At 65.2% G+C, this 14717-nt stretch carries 13 protein-coding genes; 3 read left to right on the forward strand and 10 right to left on the reverse strand.

All coding sequences use genetic code 11. From position 1 onward, the window contains the following. The 10 genes from MLD63_RS07670 to MLD63_RS07715 form a co-directional block, all read right to left on the reverse strand. Positions 1-471 carry a lysozyme inhibitor LprI family protein gene (locus MLD63_RS07670; protein ID WP_255329274.1) on the reverse strand — a complete coding sequence of 157 codons (471 nt, stop codon included), beginning with the start codon at positions 469-471 and terminating at the stop codon, positions 1-3. Then, positions 468-2006 (reverse strand): AMP-binding protein, encoded by a 1539-nt coding sequence (locus MLD63_RS07675; protein WP_255329275.1) that lies wholly within the window; start codon positions 2004-2006, stop codon positions 468-470. The genes MLD63_RS07670 and MLD63_RS07675 overlap by 4 nt, the downstream gene beginning before the upstream one ends. Next, positions 2003-2506, reverse strand: a complete 504-nt coding sequence (locus MLD63_RS07680) for a lysozyme inhibitor LprI family protein (RefSeq protein ID WP_255329276.1) — start codon at positions 2504-2506, stop codon at positions 2003-2005. Before MLD63_RS07680 ends, MLD63_RS07675 begins: the two co-directional genes overlap by 4 nt. Continuing rightward, a complete protein-coding gene (locus MLD63_RS07685) occupies positions 2503-3219 on the reverse strand; it encodes a flavodoxin family protein (RefSeq protein WP_304363993.1) in 717 nt (238 codons plus the stop codon). Before MLD63_RS07685 ends, MLD63_RS07680 begins: the two co-directional genes overlap by 4 nt. Positions 3220-3226: 7 nt before the next feature. After that, the gene (locus MLD63_RS07690; RefSeq protein WP_255329277.1) at positions 3227-4387 is read right to left on the reverse strand and encodes an isovaleryl-CoA dehydrogenase; all 1161 of its coding nucleotides are present in this window, start codon (positions 4385-4387) and stop codon (positions 3227-3229) included. Between the two features lie 145 nt (positions 4388-4532). Continuing rightward, entirely contained in the window at positions 4533-5567 is a 1035-nt protein-coding gene (locus tag MLD63_RS07695) for a MaoC family dehydratase (protein ID WP_255329278.1), read from the reverse strand. After that, positions 5564-5770: a DUF1737 domain-containing protein gene (locus MLD63_RS07700; RefSeq protein ID WP_255329535.1), complete on the reverse strand. Its 207-nt coding sequence runs from the start codon at positions 5768-5770 to the stop codon at positions 5564-5566. Before MLD63_RS07700 ends, MLD63_RS07695 begins: the two co-directional genes overlap by 4 nt. 1 nt (position 5771) lies before the next feature. Then, positions 5772-6320: an NnrU family protein gene (locus MLD63_RS07705; RefSeq protein WP_255329279.1), complete on the reverse strand. Its 549-nt coding sequence runs from the start codon at positions 6318-6320 to the stop codon at positions 5772-5774. 62 nt (positions 6321-6382) lie between these two features. Beyond that, complete coding sequence (locus MLD63_RS07710) at positions 6383-7237, reverse strand: HpcH/HpaI aldolase/citrate lyase family protein (protein WP_255329280.1); 855 nt, start codon at positions 7235-7237, stop codon at positions 6383-6385. An 83-nt stretch (positions 7238-7320) separates the two neighbouring features. Then, the gene (locus tag MLD63_RS07715; RefSeq protein ID WP_255329536.1) at positions 7321-8061 is read right to left on the reverse strand and encodes a sulfite exporter TauE/SafE family protein; all 741 of its coding nucleotides are present in this window, start codon (positions 8059-8061) and stop codon (positions 7321-7323) included. Positions 8062-8209: 148 nt separating this feature from the next. On the opposite strand from MLD63_RS07715, the gene mdh reads away from it, so the two are divergent. The 3 genes from mdh to odhB all read left to right on the forward strand — a co-directional run bounded on the left by mdh (position 8210) and on the right by odhB (position 14177). After that, positions 8210-9172 (forward strand): malate dehydrogenase, encoded by a 963-nt coding sequence (gene mdh / locus MLD63_RS07720; RefSeq protein WP_255329281.1) that lies wholly within the window; start codon positions 8210-8212, stop codon positions 9170-9172. 415 nt (positions 9173-9587) lie between these two features. Then, the gene (locus MLD63_RS07725; protein WP_255329282.1) at positions 9588-12554 is read left to right on the forward strand and encodes a 2-oxoglutarate dehydrogenase E1 component; all 2967 of its coding nucleotides are present in this window, start codon (positions 9588-9590) and stop codon (positions 12552-12554) included. A 3-nt stretch (positions 12555-12557) separates the two neighbouring features. Continuing rightward, positions 12558-14177 carry a 2-oxoglutarate dehydrogenase complex dihydrolipoyllysine-residue succinyltransferase gene (odhB, locus tag MLD63_RS07730; protein ID WP_255329283.1) on the forward strand — a complete coding sequence of 540 codons (1620 nt, stop codon included), beginning with the start codon at positions 12558-12560 and terminating at the stop codon, positions 14175-14177. The last annotated feature ends 540 nt before the right edge of the window (positions 14178-14717 follow it).

Here is a 14717-nt window from a genome sequence, read left to right on the forward strand (position 1 = left end):
TCACATCGGTCCCATGTCTTTCAGATCCAGCGCGCGTCGCGCGGTCGCAACCATCCGGCAATTCGCCGCAGCGATGGATCGCATCGAGCCGCCGTCCCAACGATCGTAGGCCAGCGAGCAATCGGCGTCGCGAAACGCGATCCAGGCCCGTTGTGCCTTGGTCAGCGTCTCGACCAGCTCAGGCCGGTCCGACCAGTCATCGCGCCGCGCCGTGTATTCGCGGTTCAACAGATCGTCCCAGACCGCCGTCTCGGCCTGGATGCAGGCGCCCATTCCGATCGTCGTCTCGCCGTCCGGGCTCGCCTCGGTACAGGCCTTGACCTGATCGCCCAGGCAATCCGGCGAACCGTCCCCAGGCAGCGCGTCGGCAAAACAGGCCTCGACGGCCGCCGCATCGACTAACGGTTCACTCGCCTGCGCAGATGCGACGCCCGCCGCTGCCAGCGACATCAGCAACACCAAAGCTTTCATTCTTCCGCCTCCGCCATCTTGCGCAATTCGCGCCGCATCACCTTGCCCGTGACCGTCATGGGCAGCGCATCCAGAAACGCAATCTCTCGGGGATAGGAATGGGCGGCGCACAACCGTTTTGCATGCGCCTGAAGCTCCGCCACAAGCTCATCCGTCTTCTGAACTCCATCGCGCAACACGATGTAAGCCTTGACGATCTCGGTCCTAACTGCGTCCGGCTTGCCGATCACACCCGCCTGCGCCACCGCCGGATGCTTCAAGAGGCTGTCCTCGATTTCCGATGGCCCGATCCGGTAGCCGGCCGAGGTGATGACGTCATCGTCACGGCCAACGAAGCGGATGTAGCCATCCTCGATCACCCCCCGGTCCCCGGTCACCAGCCAGTCACCGCGAAATTTCTCGGCCGTCGCATCCGGGCGGTTCCAATATTCCAGCATCATCGAGCCCGCACCGTGCCGCACGGCGATGTCGCCCTCGCCCCCGGTCGGCTGGCCGTGCGCGTCGATCACTTGCACTTCGAAGCCCGGCACCGCCTTGCCGATCGCACCGGGACGTGCCTCGAACAGCGATGCGGCGGAGGAGGCGACCATGTTGCATTCTGTCTGACCGTAGAATTCGTTGATCGTCAGCCCGAAAGCATCGCGCCCCCATTCCAGCATCTCGGCACCCAAAGTCTCCCCGCCAGATGCGACGCTCCGCAGCCCCGGCAATTCGACGTCGGCGGCCTTCAGCATCTTCAGCGCCGTGGGGGGAAAGAACACGTTCCGAACGCCGCAATCCGCGATCAGTGCCGATACCGCCGCCGGGTCGAACTTCGCCATCCGCGCGGCAACCACCGGCACGCCGATCGCCAGCGCCGGCATCGCCACGTCGAACAGCCCGCCGATCCACGCCCAGTCGGCAGGCGTCCACAGGCAATCGCCGTCTCGACCCAGATCGTCGTGGCTCATCGAGACGCCAGGCAGATGCCCCGACAGCACACGATGACCGTGCAGTGCCCCCTTGGGCGCGCCGGTTGTGCCCGACGTGTAGATGATGATCGCCGGATCCTCCGGCCCGGTCTCGGCGATGGTCAGCGCGCCGCCCTCCGGCAGCCCATCCTCGGGCACGATGACCCGAAGGTCGGGAAAATCCGACAGCGCCTCGCGGCCCTCGGCATCGGCGATGACGGTGCGGACACCCGCATCACGCAATCGCAGGTCCAGCGCGTCGCGGCCGAACAGCTTGAACAGCGGCACCGAGACCGCGCCCGAAGCCCAGACCGCCAGATGCGCCGCCGCCGTCCAGGCCGATTGCGTGCGCAGAACGGCGACACGCTCGCCCGTCTCGGCATGCAGCGCAGCCTGCAGCGCGGCGCTCATCGACGAGAGTTCCGCGAAAGTGACCGGCCACGGCGTGCCATCATACTCGATGATCGCCACCCGCTCGCCCGGATGATCGAGACATTGCCGCGCCATGTTCAGCCGGGCGGGAAAATCCCAGCGGAAGCCCTGTCGTCGCGCCTCGTAATCCTGATCGGGCGGCGGAAGCCTCATGTGCGGTCCCGCAGATAGGACATCAGCATGATCGTCTGCCGCGCGGTCTCGCGCAGGATGCAAAGCGGCTCGGCCACGGCACCGCCGGTACCGTGCCCGTTCGTGATCCGGTCATAGGCGCAGCGCGCGTCGCGAAAGGCGATCCAGCCCTGTTCCATCCGCGTCAAGGCCGCCGCCCGTTCCTCGCCGCGCGCTTCTTCGGTCGCCATAAGCTCGGTATATCGATCGTTCAGTCGCGCATCCCACCATTGCTTCTCAGCCTCGATGCAGGACAGTTCGCGATCCACGGGATGGGCGTCGGGCTGGTTTTCCGCCACGGCCTCCAGACACGCGCCCTGCTGAGCCCCGGCGCAATCAAGCCGGGCCCCGTCGGTCTGGGCCGAGGACAGACACTGCGCCACGGCGTCGGTATCGAAGGCCTGATCCGCCTGCGGGGCATCCTGCGCCATCGCCGGCGTGGCGAGCGCGATCGCCAGCGCTGCAACGACAGCCTGTTTCATGCGTCGTCCCCAGGCAGCTTGAAGCCGAAGGTCTCGCCCTCTTTGAAGGCGTTGCGGTCATTGCCCTCGGTTGGGATGCCGCCCTTCAGCATCTTGGCCAGATGCATCAGGTTCCAGGACATGATGGTGGTGTTGCGCCGGGTGAAGTCGTTGTCGAAACCGACGCGACTGCCATCATCGGCTTCGTCGCCGAAGCTCGGTCCCGGCCCCGCCTCGCCGATCCATCCGCAATCGGCCTGCGGCGGGATCGTGTAGCCCAGATGGTTCAGCGCGAAGGTCAGCGTCATCGCGGTATGCTTGATGCCGTCCTCGTTGCCGGTGATCACGCAGCCGCCGACCTTGCCGTAGAACACCGACTGACCCTTGTCGTTCAACTCTCCCGACATGGCATACAGCCGTTCGATCAGAACGCGGCAGGTGCTGCTTTCCTCGCCCAGCCACAGGGGGGTGCCGATCACCAGAATGTCGGCGGCCATGATGTTCGGCCACAGGATCTCGGGCCAGTCGTCGTGGTCCCAGCCTTCCTTGCGCATGTCGGGCTGGACGCCGGGCGGCACCTGATGGTCCAGCATGTGCAGATGTTCGACCGTCACACCCTGCTCGGCCATCAGCCGACCTGCCGCATTCAGCAGAACCTGCGTGTGGCTGTTGCCCGATGATCGCTTCAGCGAGCAGTTGATGAACATCGCTCTCAGGCCATCGAATTGCATCATTCCTCCATCAGGTCAGGGCCATTAATTCGCGACCGATCAGCATCCGCCGGATCTCCGACGTGCCGGCCCCGATTTCCATCAGCTTGGCGTCACGGAAAAGGCGCGAGACGACACTGTCGTTCAGGAAGCCCGCGCCACCAAGCGCCTGCACCGCCTGATGCGCCTGCACCATCGCCTGCTCGCTGCAATACAGCACCGCACCCGCCGCATCCTGCCGCGTCACCCGGCCCTCGTCGCAGGCGCGCGCGACCTGATACAGATAGGCGCGCGCCGTGTTCAGCGCGACATACATATCGGCGATCTTGGCCTGCATCAGCTGGAAGCTTCCGATCGGCTGGCCGAACTGCTTGCGCTCGCGGATATAGGGCATCACCTCGTCGAGACACGCGGCCATGATCCCGGTGCCGATCCCGGACAGGACCACGCGTTCGTAATCCAGGCCCGACATCAGCACGCGCACGCCGCGGCCCTCCTCGCCCAGGACGTTCTCGAAGGGGATCTCGCAATTCTCGAAGATCAGCTCTCCGGTGTTCGAACCGCGCATCCCCAGCTTGTCGAAATGCGGCGAGGTCGAAAAGCCCATCATCCCCCGTTCCACGATGAAGGCAGTGATGCCTTTAGATCCTGCGTCCGGATCGGTCTTGGCATAGACCACCAGGGTCGAGGCGTCGGGCGCGTTGGTGATCCAGTATTTGTTGCCGTTCAGCACATAACGATCGTTGCGCTTTTCGGCACGTAGTTTCATCCCGACGACATCGCTGCCCGCGCCTTCTTCCGACATCGCCAGCGCGCCAACCGCCTTGCCGCTGCAGAGGTCGGGCAGATATTTCGCCCGCTGTTCGTCGGTGCCGTTCAGCTTGATCTGGTTCACGCACAGGTTCGAATGCGCGCCGTATGACAGGCTGATCGAGGCGCTTGCCCGTGCGATCTCCTCGACCGCGATCGTGTGGGCCAGATAGCCCATGCCCGATCCGCCCCATTCCTCGGCCACGGTAATGCCCAGAAGACCCAATTCGCCCATTTCAGACCAAAGATCGTTGGGAAAATCGTTGCTCCGGTCGGTTTCCGCCGCCAGCGGCGCCACACGGTCCTGCGCCCAGCGATGGACCATGTCGCGCAGCGCGTTCACGTCCTCGCCGAGGTCGAATGCCATGCCTTGCGTGAACATCGGTGCCCCCTCCCCGAGTTATCGAACGATCGTTCGGATAACCGACCTATGCCCGATCGCGCCGGGCACGGTCAAGCGAAGCCTGCGCGCGCAGGTCCGCCCGGTCAACCGGGGATGTCGTAGATAAGCGGACGGGTTGGACGTGTCAGAGAGGCATTAGCGCCCAGTAATCGAGATCTAGCAGCACCTCGGGCACATACCTCCCGTCCTGCCCCTTCAGCGGGAAGGCGCCACTGTCGCCCTTGGTCGCGACAAGCCTAAGACGGATGGCGCCGACGCCCGGCGCGCCGGTTTCGGCCTTGTCCAGCACCTCGGACCAGGCGCGCACCGTGTCGCCCGCGAAGCAGGGATTGGCATGGGTTCCGCCGTTCAGCGCCACGATCATCTGCGCGTTGGCCAGCCCGTTGAACGACAGCGCGCGCGCCATGCTGATGATGTGACCGCCATAGATCAGCCGCTTGCCGTCGTCACGGTTGGTGGCGTCGAAATGCACCTTGGCGGTGTTCTGCCACAACCGGGTGGCCAGCATGTGCTCGGCCTCCTCTATGGTCACGCCATCGACATGGTCGATCTTTTCACCGATCTGGTAATCGCCCCAGCGATGCGGCTCGCCCGCCAGACCGAAATCGTAGGCTCCGAAATCCAACCCCTCGGGCACGACCAGCGCATCGGCCGGGACCGCCTCGGCCAGATCGGGTTTCACCGTCTCTGGCGCCGGTGCATCGGCATCGCGCTTTCGGACCATCACCCACCGGACATAGTCCAGCACCGGCTCGTCCACCTGGTTCAGCCCGCTCGTCCGCACCCAGACCACGCCCGATTTTCCGTTGGAATTCTGCTTCAGCCCGATCACCTCGGAAACGGCGCGCAGCGTGTCGCCCGGCCAGACAGGTGCCAGCCAGCGGCCTTCGGCATAGCCGAGATTCGCCAGCGCGTTCAGGCTGATGTCGGGCACCGTCTTGCCGAACACCGTGTGAAAGGCGATCAGGTCATCCAGCGGGCTGCTGTCCAGCCCGCATGCGATGGCGAAGGCATCGCTGGAATAAAGCGCGTGCCGGGCGGGATACAGCGCGTGGTAAAGCGCACGCTCGCCCTCGGCCACGGTACGCGGGACGGCGTGGCGGATGACCTGCCCGACGCTGTAATCCTCGAAGAAGCGCCCCGCGTTGGTCTTGCTCATTGCGCCCCAAGCTTCATCTCGGGATGATACTCGCCGTGGATCTCCTTGGTCACGGCCTGCCCCATGCGCATCACGCCGCGCGCGGCGTCGAAGGCCATCACCGGCTGGCCGTATAGCGACCAGCCCCGCGACAGCGCCTCGGTCACCCGATGGCAGAACTGCGACGTGTCGTCCTCGGTGATCGTGCGATACAGCGTCGTCATCTCAGCCACCGAACGGATTGTAGCCAAGCCAGGTGTGGATCAGCGCGACCAGACCGAAGACGATCAGCGCACCGACCGCGGCCATCACCTCCTTGCGCACGGGCGCGGGCGGCGGCGGGGTCCAGGCGGGCGCCTGGGCGTTGATCAGCGCCATTTCGGCGAACGCCCAGATCAGCAGGCCGCCGAACAGGATGAAGGACGGCAGATCGCCGTTCACCAGCAGATGCGCGAACGCCCAGAGCGAGAAGCCGATCAGCTGCGGATGGCGGGTATGACGCGTCACCGCGGTCTTCATGCCGGCAGCGGCGAACAGGTAGAACGCGATCAGCACCAGCAGGTTGTTGATGCCTTTCAGCGCGCTGTTCGGCCCCCACCAGACCGGACCGTCGGCGACCCGGTAGCCCCAGATCATCAACAGCACCGAAACGACGAGCAGGCCGGTCACGATGCCCTTGCCCTTGTCGCCGAACTGCGCCCGGTGGTCCGGCGCGATACGCTTCCACAGATGCGGCGCCCACCACAGCGCCACGCCAAGGATCAGGATCAGCATCTGGCTTTCCTTCGCTGGATGTTACGCCTGCACTCTCTCATTTGGCGTGCCCGCCCGCAATGTCACTCCGCAGCCATCGCCGCGATCGCCTCGGCCTTGGCCAGCGTTGCCCGTGCAGTGTCGACATGCAGGTTCTCGACCAGCCGCCCGTCCACCACCGCGACGCCGCGCCCCTCGGCCTGCGCGATCTCGAACGCCTCGATCTGGCGGCGCGACAGGTCGATCTCGTCCGCGGTCGGCGCAAAGACCTCGTTCGCGGTGGCAAGCTGGGCGGGGTGGATCAGCGTCTTGCCGTCGAAGCCCAGATCGCGGCTCTGCTCGCTTTCCGCGCGCAGACCCTCGTCATCCTTGAACGCGTTGTAGACCCCGTCGAGGATCAGCCGCCCATGCGCCCGCGCGGCCAGAATGCAGAGCCCGATCCCGGTCAGCATCGCCAGCCGGTCGGGCCGAAGGCGGCTGCCGATCTCCTTGGCCAGATCGTTGGTGCCCATCACCATGCCTTCAAGACGCGGATGGGCCGCGATCTCGGCCGCGTTCAGCATCGCAAGCGGCGTCTCCAGCATCGCCCACAGGGGCGCGTCGGGGACCAGCGCCGCGACCCGGTCTAGGTCTGCACCGGTCGAGACCTTGGGGATCAGCAGCGCATCGGCATGCGCGGCCATGCCGGATGCGAAGGCGCGGGCATCATCCTCGCCCCATACGCTGTCCATCCCATTGATCCGCACGATCTTGGCCCGCCGACCATAATCCTGCGCCAGCGCTTGGGGCAGCGCCGCGCGCGCGTCGGCCTTCGCATCGGGGGCGACCGCGTCTTCCAGATCGAAGATGATCGCGTCGGCGGCCAGAGTGCGGGCCTTTTCAATCGCCCGCGCATTGGCGGCCGGGATGTACAGGACGGATCGGAACGGACGGATCATGATCAACCTTTCGCGCAATTATGTTGCGCGAAATAGACCCGCGAGCCACCGTGATGACAAGCTCTTTCTGCCGCAGCGCGGCATCAGCCGGCCAGCGCCTGCCAGATCAGGCGCAGCGAGATCGCCAGCAATCCCCACGTGATCAGCGTGTAGAACAGCTTCTGCGGCAGGATGCGGACGATGCGAAGCCCGACCCAGACGGAAATCAGCGCAGCCGGCATCAGCAGCATCGCGACCCGCATGCTGGCCAGACTGATCTGGCCGAGCGCGATGTAGGGCGGCAGCTTCAGCAGGTTGACGATGGCAAAAAACCAGGTCGTCGTGCCCGCGAAACCCAGCGGGCTCAGCCGCAGGGGCTGGGCATAGACCTGCCAGGGCGGCGCGCCCGAATGGCTGACGAAACTGGTGTAGCCCGCAAGTCCACCCCACAGGCTGCCGCGTGCGTAATCGGCGGGGCGCGGCTCGCTCGCCAGATCGGGGCGGATCAGGGCGTTGACCGCGAAGACCAGCCCGATCACGCCCACCAGCAATGTCACGCCCCATTCCGGCACGACATGCGCGGTCGCCCAGCCAAGCGCCACGCCTGCCGCCGCACCCGGCAAGGCACGCGCCAGCACCGAGCGATCGAAGACCCGCCGGAACGCCAGAAGCCCGCCCATGTCCGACACGATATAGACCGGTAGCAGCAGACCCGCCGCCTGGACCGGCGACATGGTCAGCGATAGCACCGGCACGGCCAGCGTCGCGACCATCGCCAGACCGCCCTTGGACAGGCCGACCGCACAGGCGGCGATCACGGCCGCGATCCAGCCCGTCGCTTCCATTTCCATCGCCCGCTCCTGCCCGCCTGCCCCTCGCGCGCGCACCTTGGGCTTGCACCGTCGCCGCCGCAAGCCCGGGTCTTGCGGAACCGCAGGCGAGGGTCTAGGCAACGCGCGAGAACCGAATTTCCATGCTTAACCGGAGGCTTTGATGGCCCGTCCCAAAATCGCATTGATCGGTGCCGGTCAGATCGGCGGCACCCTCGCCCACCTCGTCGCACTGAAGGAACTGGGCGACGTCGTTCTCTTCGACATCGCCGAAGGCATCCCGCAGGGCAAGTCGCTCGACATCGCGGAATCCGGCCCGGTCGAGGGCTTCGACGCCACGCTGAAGGGCACCAACGATTACGCCGACATCGCCGGCGCCGACGTCTGCATCGTGACCGCCGGTGTGCCGCGCAAGCCGGGGATGAGCCGCGATGACCTGCTGGGCATCAACCTCAAGGTGATGAAGTCCGTGGGCGAGGGCATCAAGGCCCATGCGCCGGACGCCTTCGTTATCTGCATCACCAACCCGCTCGACGCGATGGTCTGGGCGCTGCGTTCGTTCTCGGGCCTGCCCAAGAACAAGGTCGTCGGGATGGCCGGCATCCTGGACAGCGGCCGCTTCCGCCACTTCCTCAGCCTCGAATTCGGCGTCTCGATGCGCGACGTTTCGGCCTTCGTGCTGGGCGGCCACGGCGACACGATGGTCCCGCTGGCCCGCTATTCCACCGTGGGCGGCATCCCGCTGCCGGATCTGGTCAAGATGGGCTGGACCAGCCAGGACAAGATCGACGAGATCGTCCAGCGCACCCGCGACGGCGGCGCCGAGATCGTGGCCCTGCTGAAGACCGGCAGCGCATTCTATGCTCCGGCATCCAGCGCGATCGAGATGGCGGAAGCCTATCTCAAGGATCAGAAGCGTGTTCTGCCTTGCGCGGCTTATGTGGACGGCGCCTACGGTCTCAAGGGGCTCTATGTCGGCGTGCCAACCGTGATCGGCGCGAACGGGATCGAGAAGGTGATCGAGATCTCGCTGTCCAAGGACGAACAGGCGATGTTCGACAAGTCGGTCGACGCCGTGAAGGGCCTGGTAGAGGCCTGCAAGGGCATCGATTCGTCGCTGTCCTGAGCGCTGCGCAAGCATCGTGACGTTGAGGCCGCCCCAATGGGCGGCCTTTTTCATTGGGCAACCCGGTCCGCGCGAAAGGCCGTGATCACGCCCGCGCGCGCTGTGATCACAACGCCGGGTGCCGCGGGCATTTTCGCTATCTTTCGGAAAAAACGCGTTCATCCATACGTCTTGTTGTGTCACAACGACGATACGAACCGCTCGACGAACAATTCGCAGGCACGCGCGATGACCGCGTCATCACCCTTTTCGATCTCGACGCGCGCACAGTGCCACGTGCGCCGTGGCCGTGCGGACGGGAATGTCCGCGTCGGTGGAAGCCTGACCCCCACCCACCCATCTACAGACCAAGCGTTCGCCATTGCGGGCGTTCGCAACCGCATGGCACCGACCAGAACCTCCGAGGCTTAAGCCCATGAACGACCAGTCCAGCAACGCCGATTTCCACGACACCTCGTTCCTGCAGGGTCAGAATGCGACCTATGTGGAACATCTTCACGGGCAGTGGGCGCGTGATCCCGCCGCCGTGGACGCGGCATGGGACCGTTACTTTGCGGCGCTCGGCGACGATGCGGACGACGCCACGGCCGAGGCCGACGGCCCCAGCTGGAAGCGCCGCGACTGGCCGCCCACCCCGGGCGACGATCTGACCTGCGCCCTGACCGGCGAATGGCCGATGGCCGACAAGGCCGATGCGACGGTCGCGATCGAGAAGATCGTGGGCAAGGCCACCGAGAAAGGCAAGGAACTGTCGCCCGAGCAGATGCGCCAGGCGGTGCTGGACAGCATCCGCGCGCTGATGCTGATCCGCGCCTACCGGATCCGCGGCCATCTGCACGCCGATCTCGACCCGCTGGGCCTGCGGACGGTGCCGGATCATGGTGAGCTGAACCCGGAAACCTACGGCTTCAAGGCGGGCGACATGGACCGCCCGATCTTCATCGACAACGTCCTGGGCCTGGAAGTCGCCACGATTCGCGAGATCGTGGACATCATGAAACGCACCTATTGCGGCACCTTCGCGCTGCAATACATGCACATCTCGAACCCGGAAGAAGCCGCCTGGCTGAAGGAGCGGATCGAAGGCTACGGCAAGGAAATCGCCTTCACCCGCGAAGGCCGCCGCGCGATCCTGAACAAGCTGGTCGAGGCCGAGGGCTTCGAGAAGTTCCTGCACGTCAAGTACATGGGCACCAAGCGCTTCGGTCTGGACGGCGGCGAGGCGCTGATCCCGGCGATGGAACAGATCATCAAGCGCGGCGGCGCGCTTGGCGTGAAGGAAATCGTCGTCGGCATGCCCCACCGCGGCCGCCTGTCGGTGCTGGCCAACGTGATGTCCAAGCCTTACCGCGCGATCTTCCACGAATTCCAGGGCGGCAGCTTCAAGCCGGAAGACGTGGACGGCTCGGGCGACGTGAAATACCACCTCGGCGCCAGCTCGGACCGCAGCTTCGACGATAACAGCGTCCACCTGTCGCTGACCGCGAACCCCAGCCACCTGGAAGCCGTGAACCCGGTCGTCCTCGGCAAGGCCCGGGCCAAGGGCGACCAGCTTGGCGATCACGGCAACCGCTCGGCGGTGCTGCCGATCCTCTTGCACGGCGACGCGGCCTTCGCGGGCCAGGGTGTCGTCGCGGAGTGCTTCGGCCTCTCGGGCCTGCGCGGCTACCGCACCGGCGGGACGATCCACATCGTGGTGAACAACCAGATCGGCTTCACCACCGCGCCCAGCTTCAGCCGGTCGTCCCCCTACCCGACCGACATCGCGCTGATGGTCGAGGCGCCGATCTTCCACGTCAACGGCGACGACCCCGAGGCCGTGGTCCACGCCGCCAAGGTCGCGACCGAATTCCGCCAGAAATTCCACAAGGACGTGGTCATCGACATCATCTGCTACCGTCGCTTCGGTCACAACGAAGGCGACGAGCCGATGTTCACCAACCCGGCGATGTACACGCAGATCAAGTCGCACAAGACCACGCTGCAGCTCTACACCGAACGCCTGATCGCTGACGGGCTGATCCCCGAGGGCGAGATCGAAGAGATGAAGGACGCCTTCCAGGCCCATCTCTCCGAGGAATTCGACGTCGGCAAGAACTACAAGCCGAACAAGGCCGACTGGCTCGACGGCAAATGGTCCGGGATGGCCCGCGAGGGCGAGGAATATGTCCCCGGCGAGACCGGCATCAGTGAAGACATGCTGCAGCAGGTCGGGCGCGCGCTGACGAACGCGCCCAAGGACATGACGATGCACAAGACCGTCGGCCGCCTGCTGGAAGCCAAGCGCGACATGTTCGCGACGGGCAAAGGCTTCGACTGGTCCACGGGCGAGGCGCTGGCCTTCGGCAGCCTGCTGGCCGAGGGCTGCGCGGTCCGCCTGTCCGGTCAGGACAGCACGCGCGGCACGTTCAGCCACCGCCACTCGGCCTTCATCGACCAGAAGTCCGAAGAGCGGTATTTCCCGCTGAACCACATCGCCAAGGACCAGGCGCATTACGAAGTCATCGACTCGATGCTGTCGGAATATGCCGTCCTCGGCTTCGAATACGGCTATTCGCTGGCCGAACCGAACGCACTGACCTTGTGGGAAGCGCAGTTCGGCGATTTCGCCAACGGTGCCCAGATCATGTTCGACCAGTTCATTTCCTCGGGTGAGAAGAAATGGCTGCGCATGTCGGGCCTGGTGATGCTTCTGCCGCACGGATACGAGGGTCAGGGTCCCGAACACTCGTCCGCGCGACTGGAACGCTGGTTGCAGATGTGCGCCGAAGACAACTGGATCGTTGCCAACTGCACGACGCCCGCGAACTACTTCCACATCCTGCGCCGCCAGATTCACCGCCGCTTCCGCAAACCGCTGGTGATGATGACGCCGAAATCGCTGCTGCGTCACCCGATGGCGATCAGCCGGGCCGAGGATTTCCAGACCGGCTCGACCTTCCACCGGGTGCTGTGGGACGACGCGCAGAAGGGCAATTCGGACACCAAGCTGGTGGAAGACGACAAGATCCGCCGCGTGGTGATCTGCTCGGGCAAGGTCTATTACGACCTGCTCAAGGCGCGTGACGAGGCCGGGATCGACGATGTCTACATCCTGCGGCTGGAACAGTTCTATCCGTTCCCCGCGCGATCCATGACGACCGAACTGACCCGCTTCAAGGACGCCGAAATCGTCTGGTGTCAGGAAGAACCGAAGAACCAGGGCGCCTGGACCTTCGTGCAACCCAATCTCGAATGGGTGCTCGACCGTGTCGATGCGACCCAGAAACGCCCGACCTATGTCGGGCGCAACGCCGCCGCATCGCCCGCGACCGGCCTTGCCTCTCGCCACAAGGCCGAGCAGGAAGCGCTGGTCAGGGAATCGCTGGGCCTGGAGGAATAAGCCATGACGATCGAAGTCCGTGTCCCCACTCTGGGGGAAAGCGTCACCGAAGCCACGGTCGCCACATGGTTCAAGAAGCCCGGCGATGCCGTCGAGGCGGACGAGATGCTGTGCGAACTGGAAACCGACAAGGTGTCGGTCGAGGTTCCGGCACCGGCCGCAGGCGTGCTGTCCGAAATCGTCGCAGCCGAGGGTGAGACCGTCTCGCCCGACGCGCTGCTGGCCCAGATCGCGGATGGCAAGGAGGCGACCTCCAAATCCGCATCCGCCGAGGATGCGCCGCAGAAGCCCAAGGAAGAGGCCAAGCGCGCCGATGCCAAGCCCGCCGAGGCGGGCGGCAAGGGCGGCGGCAAATCCGTCGACGTGATGGTCCCCTCGCTGGGCGAATCCGTGACGGAAGCCACCGTCGCCACCTGGTTCAAGCAGATCGGCGACGAGGTCGCGGCCGACGAGATGCTGTGCGAACTGGAAACCGACAAGGTGTCCGTCGAGGTTCCGGCCCCGGCCGCAGGCGTGCTGTCCGAAATCATCGCCAAGGAAGGCACCACGGTCGATGCGAAGGCCAAGCTCGCCGTGATCTCCGAAGGTGGCACCGCCGGGAAAAGCGCCGCGCAGGAAGCGCCGGGCGACACCAATGGCGACGACGCCGATGACGTCGAAAGTCCCGGCGCCGGACCCGAGACGGTCAGCGAGCGCAGCGCCTCGGATCAGGAAAAGGCCAAGGCCGATGTCGAGGATGCACCCTCGGCCAGGAAGGCGATGGCGGAAAAGAATCTCAGCCGCGATCAGGTCCAGGCTTCGGGCCGCGACGGCCGCGTGATGAAGGAAGACGTGGCGAAGACCGCCTCGAAGCCCGCCGAAGCCAAGGCGAAATCGGGCGACAAGCCCGCAGCCCCGCGCGCGCCGGCATCGGCCGATCAGTCCGACCGCGAGGAACGGGTCAAGATGACCCGCCTGCGGCAGACCATCGCCCGCCGCCTGAAGGATGCCCAGAACGCCGCGGCGATCCTGACCACCTATAACGAAGCCGACATGTCGGCGGTCATGGACCTGCGCAGCGAGTTCAAGGACGCGTTCGAAAAGAAGCACGGCGTCAAGCTGGGCTTCATGTCCTTCTTCGTGAAGGCCTGCTGCCACGCGCTGCACGAAGTGCCCGAAGTGAATGCCGAGATCGACGGTACCGACGTCGTCTACAAGAACTACGTCAACATGGGCGTCGCGGTCGGCACCCCCGCAGGCCTGGTCGTGCCGGTCGTCAAGGATGCCGACAGCAAGAGCTTCGCCGAGATCGAGAAAGAAATCGGCGAACTGGGCAAGAAAGGTCGCGACGGCAAGCTGACCATGGCCGACATGCAGGGCGGCACGTTCACCATCTCGAACGGTGGCGTCTACGGCTCGCTGATGTCTTCGCCGATCCTCAACCCCCCGCAATCGGGAATTCTGGGCATGCACAAGATCCAGGAACGCCCGGTCGTCGTCGGAGGAGAGATCGTGATCCGCCCGATGATGTATCTGGCGCTCAGCTACGATCACCGCATCGTCGACGGAAAGGGCGCGGTGACGTTCCTTGTGCGCGTGAAGGAAGCCCTGGAGGATCCGCGGCGGCTGCTGATGGATCTGTGACAAGGACGCGCGCGGTGGACCACCTTCAGAAATCTGGGTTGGTCATCGCGCGCAGTCATGACCGGCAGGCCTGCACCGGGACGCACTGAGGGTCGCGGGTCTGCCAGCCGGGCGTGGGGACCGAGGCGAGCCGGCGCCCCTACACCGCTAGGGCCGCGCAACACACTGCGCGCCACCCTATAGCGCCCCAACCCTTCGTTCTTTCTCAGAAATATCCCCGCCGGAGGCATTCCGGCGCAGCCGGAAATCCTTAACGGATCCCGAACCGCGCGGTCGCAGCCTGTGTACAGGTTGTGTACAGCCTGTGTACGCGTGGTGCACGGATGTCACAGCGCCAGATCCAGCAAATGCTGGTCGAAACGCTACTCGGGGTGTTGCGCTGTTGCGCCCCACCGCACGCTGGTGTTGCCGTTAGGGTTGGTAAACGGCTCATGCTTGGTCCGACAGGACGGGGCGGCATGGAACCGGACCCTGCCCCTCTCAGGTTGATAGGGAAGACGGTGGACCCATCCCATCGACACATCTTCCGTCAAGCCGGCG

Source organism: Paracoccus albicereus, assembly GCF_024359525.1.
Lineage (GTDB): Bacteria > Pseudomonadota > Alphaproteobacteria > Rhodobacterales > Rhodobacteraceae > Paracoccus > Paracoccus albicereus.

Coding starts and splice junctions, on each gene's coding strand:
- MLD63_RS07695 (WP_255329278.1), bottom strand. CDS start 5,567: ATGAGCAAGACCAACGCGGGGCGCTTCTTCGAGGATTACAGCGTCGGG.
- MLD63_RS07700 (WP_255329535.1), bottom strand. CDS start 5,770: ATGACGACGCTGTATCGCACGATCACCGAGGACGACACGTCGCAGTTC.
- MLD63_RS07705 (WP_255329279.1), bottom strand. CDS start 6,320: ATGCTGATCCTGATCCTTGGCGTGGCGCTGTGGTGGGCGCCGCATCTG.
- MLD63_RS07685 (WP_304363993.1), bottom strand. CDS start 3,219: ATGATGCAATTCGATGGCCTGAGAGCGATGTTCATCAACTGCTCGCTG.
- MLD63_RS07675 (WP_255329275.1), bottom strand. CDS start 2,006: ATGAGGCTTCCGCCGCCCGATCAGGATTACGAGGCGCGACGACAGGGC.
- MLD63_RS07690 (WP_255329277.1), bottom strand. CDS start 4,387: ATGTTCACGCAAGGCATGGCATTCGACCTCGGCGAGGACGTGAACGCG.
- MLD63_RS07725 (WP_255329282.1), top strand. CDS start 9,588: ATGAACGACCAGTCCAGCAACGCCGATTTCCACGACACCTCGTTCCTG.
- mdh (WP_255329281.1), top strand. CDS start 8,210: ATGGCCCGTCCCAAAATCGCATTGATCGGTGCCGGTCAGATCGGCGGC.
- MLD63_RS07710 (WP_255329280.1), bottom strand. CDS start 7,237: ATGATCCGTCCGTTCCGATCCGTCCTGTACATCCCGGCCGCCAATGCG.
- MLD63_RS07680 (WP_255329276.1), bottom strand. CDS start 2,506: ATGAAACAGGCTGTCGTTGCAGCGCTGGCGATCGCGCTCGCCACGCCG.
- odhB (WP_255329283.1), top strand. CDS start 12,558: ATGACGATCGAAGTCCGTGTCCCCACTCTGGGGGAAAGCGTCACCGAA.
- MLD63_RS07715 (WP_255329536.1), bottom strand. CDS start 8,061: ATGGAAGCGACGGGCTGGATCGCGGCCGTGATCGCCGCCTGTGCGGTC.
- MLD63_RS07670 (WP_255329274.1), bottom strand. CDS start 471: ATGAAAGCTTTGGTGTTGCTGATGTCGCTGGCAGCGGCGGGCGTCGCA.